At 70.9% G+C, this 3,132-nt stretch carries 2 protein-coding genes and 1 pseudogene; all 3 read right to left on the bottom strand.

Annotated features, from left to right (window positions below):
- A pseudogene (locus AC30N0_RS10680) lies at positions 1–322 on the bottom strand (indoleacetamide hydrolase); the annotation flags it as partial.
- Positions 319–2,382: a phenylacetic acid degradation bifunctional protein PaaZ gene (paaZ, locus tag AC30N0_RS10675; RefSeq protein WP_489517894.1), complete on the bottom strand. Its 2,064-nt coding sequence runs from the start codon at positions 2,380–2,382 to the stop codon at positions 319–321. The gene paaZ and the pseudogene AC30N0_RS10680, both read right to left, overlap by 4 nt.
- A gap of 15 nt (positions 2,383–2,397) precedes the next feature.
- Positions 2,398–3,132, bottom strand: a 735-nt coding sequence (locus AC30N0_RS10670; RefSeq protein ID WP_489517893.1) for an ABC transporter substrate-binding protein, incomplete at its 5' end; no start/stop codon positions are given.

Raw genomic sequence — 3,132 nt, 5'->3', positions numbered from 1 at the left:
GCAGGGCGTTGCCGCCGGCCCGCATCCTGTCGATGCGCCGCGCCTGCGCGATGGCGCCGGCGCGGTCGAGCGTGATGAAGGCGTTGAGGTCCTGGAGCCGCTCGGCTCGATCGAGCGCGGCGGCGACGTAGCTTTCCGCCGGCATGCGCCCGGAGCGAATCGCCGCGACCACCTCGGACGAGCTCATCGCCAGCATCGCCTGCGGCGACGGCGGCTCGTGTCCGGCCATCGACTGGCAGCCGGCGATCGCGCCGAGGCCGGCCGATGCGGTGGCGGCGGCGCCCGCCTTGAGGACGAGGCGGCGGCCTGGAAGGCTTGTCATGCGGTCTCCCTGTCGCGCTTGGCGACGAGCGTCAGGATGTCATAGCTGGCGACCAGCTCGTCGGCCTGGTTCGTGACCTGCACGTCCCAGGCGACGACGCCCTGCCCCCGCCCCTGCGCGTCCTTCCTGTTGCGGTCGATCTTGCGCTTGCAGGTGAGCCGGGCCCGGATCGTGTCGCCGATGCCGACCGGCTTGACGAAGCGCAGCGTGTCGAGGCCGTAGTTGGCGAGCACCGGGCCCTCGGCCGGCGACACGAACAGGCCGGCCGCGGCCGAGAGCACGAAATAGCCGTGCGCGATGCGCTGCCCGAAGGCCGACTGCTTCGCCGCGATCTCGTCGAAGTGCATGTAGAAGAAGTCGCCGGAAATGCCGCCGAAGGCGACGATGTCGGCTTCGCTGACGGTGCGCCGGTGCGTGAGCAGGGAGTCGCCGACGGCGAGGTCCTCGAAGTGCTTGCGGAACGGATGGATGTCGCCTTCGCTGACCGCCGCACCGCGCACGTACTCGCCGGTGACGGCCGTCAGCATCGACGGCGATCCCTGCACCGCGGCGCGCTGCAGGTAGTGGACGACGGCGCGGATGCCGCCGAGCTCCTCGCCGCCGCCGGCGCGGCCCGGGCCGCCGTGCTTGAGCATCGGCAGGGGCGAGCCGTGCCCGGTCGATTCGGCCGCGGAGTCGCGATCGAGCAGGTGCAGCCGGCCGTGCCAGGCGGCCATGCGCGGGACGGCCTTCGCGGCCACCGCGCGGTCGTGCGTGACCAGCGTCGCCACCAGGCTGCCGCGACCGCGCGCCGCGAGCGCCAGGGCTTCCTCGAAGTCGTCGTAGGGCATCAGCGTGGAGACCGGGCCGAAGGCCTCGACGTCGTGGACGGCGTCGTTGCGCAGCGGCTCGCGGCAGAGCAGCAGCGTCGGCGCGAAGAAGGAGCCGTTGGCTGCGCCCTCGCCGACCGGGGCGAACGCTTCGCTGCGGCCGATCACCACCTCGTTGCCCTCGGCCAGGCGTTCCACCTGGGCCGCCACGTCCCTCTGCTGCGCCTTCGACGCCAGCGCGCCCATCTTCACGCCTTCGACGGCAGGGTCGCCGAAGACCACCCGATCGAGGCGATCGCGAAGCTTCGCAGCGAGCGCGTCGAGATGCCGGCGCGGCACGATGGCGCGCCGGATCGCAGTGCATTTCTGCCCGGCCTTGGCCGTCATCTCGCGGACCACTTCCTTGACGAAGAGGTCGAACTCGGGATCGTCCGGCGTGACGTCGGGGCCGAGCAGCGCGGCGTTGAGGGAATCGGCTTCGGCATTGAAAGGGATCGATCGGGCGAGCAGGTTGGCGTTGCTGCGCAGCTTCAGCGCCGTGTCGGCCGAGCCGGTGAACGTGACGACGTCGGCGCTCTCGAGCCGGTCGAGCAGGTCGCCGGTCGGGCCGATGACGAGCTGCAGGCTACCGGCCGGAAGCAGGCCCGACTCCATCATCATCCGCACCATCGCCTCGGTGAGGTAGCTTGTGGCCGTGGCCGGCTTGACGATGCACGGCATCCCGGCGATGAAGGTCGGCGCGAACTTCTCCAGCAGGCCCCAGACCGGGAAGTTGAAGGCATTGATGTGCACCGCGACGCCGCCGCGCGGCACCAGGATGTGCGTTCCGGCGAACCGGCCCTTCTTGCCGAGCGGGATGGCCGGGCCCTCGTGGATCAGGTTGCCCGAGGGCAACTCGTTGCCGGCCATCGACGCGTAGGCGTAGAGCGTGCCGGTGCCGCCCTCGATGTCGACCCAGCCGTCGCTGCGCGTGGCGCCGGTGTGGCGCGACACCGCGTAGAGCGCTTCCTTGCGCTCGTTCAGGTAGGCCGCGAGCGCCTTCAGCCGCGCCGCCCGCTGCTGGAAGTCGAGGCCGAGCAGCGACGTGCCGCCGGTGCGCCGGGCGAAGTCGAGCGCCTCGCCGAAGTCGATCTCCTCGGCGTGCGTGTGGTGGATCGCCGCTCCGTCGATGGCGCTGGCGAGCGGACTGCCCTGCCGCGCACCGACCCAGCGGTCGGCGATCAGGCTCTGGACGATGGAAAGGTCGGACATGGCAGCGCCCTCGGCTCAGGGTTGGTACTTCCACTGCCCGTTCTCGATCTTGACCATGACGCGGGCACGCTGGTCGAGGCCGAGGTGGTCGGTGGGCGACATGTTGAAGATGCCGTGCGCGCCATGCACCTCGCGCACCGACTCGAGGGCGTCGCGCAGCGCCGAGCGGAACTCGACCGTGCCGGGCTTGGCCTTCTTCAGCGCCTGCTCGGCCGCGACCGCCATCAGGCGGCCGGCGTCCCACGCGTGCGCGCCGAAGGTCGACACCGAGCCCTTGCCGTAGGCGGCTTCGTACTTCGTGACGTACTCCATCGCGCTCGCCTTGACCGGGAAGTTGTTGGGCAGCTGGGCGGCCACGAGCACCGGCCCGGACGGCAGGAACGTGCCGTCGACGTCCTTGCCGCCGACGCGCAGGAAGTCGTTGTTGGCGACGCCGTGCGTCTGGTAGTACTTGCCGGCGTAGCCGCGCTCCTTCAGGGCCCGCTGCGGCAGCACGGCGGGGGTTCCGGAGCCGGCGATCAGCACGGCATCGGGCCTGGCGGCGACGAGCTTCAGCGCCTGGCCGGTGACCGAGGTGTCGGTGCGCGCATAGCGCTCGCTGGCGACGATGCTCAAGCCCTTGATCGGCGCGATCTTGCTGAACTCCTGGAACCAGCCTTCGCCGTAGGCGTCGGCGAAGCCGATGAAGCCGACCGTCTTCACGCCGGCGCTCGCCATGTGGCTGGCGATGGCCAGCGACATCATGATGTC

Origin of the sequence: Rhizobacter sp., from assembly GCF_031412495.1 — a bacterium.
Taxonomy (GTDB): domain Bacteria; phylum Pseudomonadota; class Gammaproteobacteria; order Burkholderiales; family Burkholderiaceae_C; genus Schlegelella_A.
The sequence above is the reverse complement of the archived record's forward strand: the minus strand, read 5'-3'. Positions and strand labels throughout refer to the sequence as shown.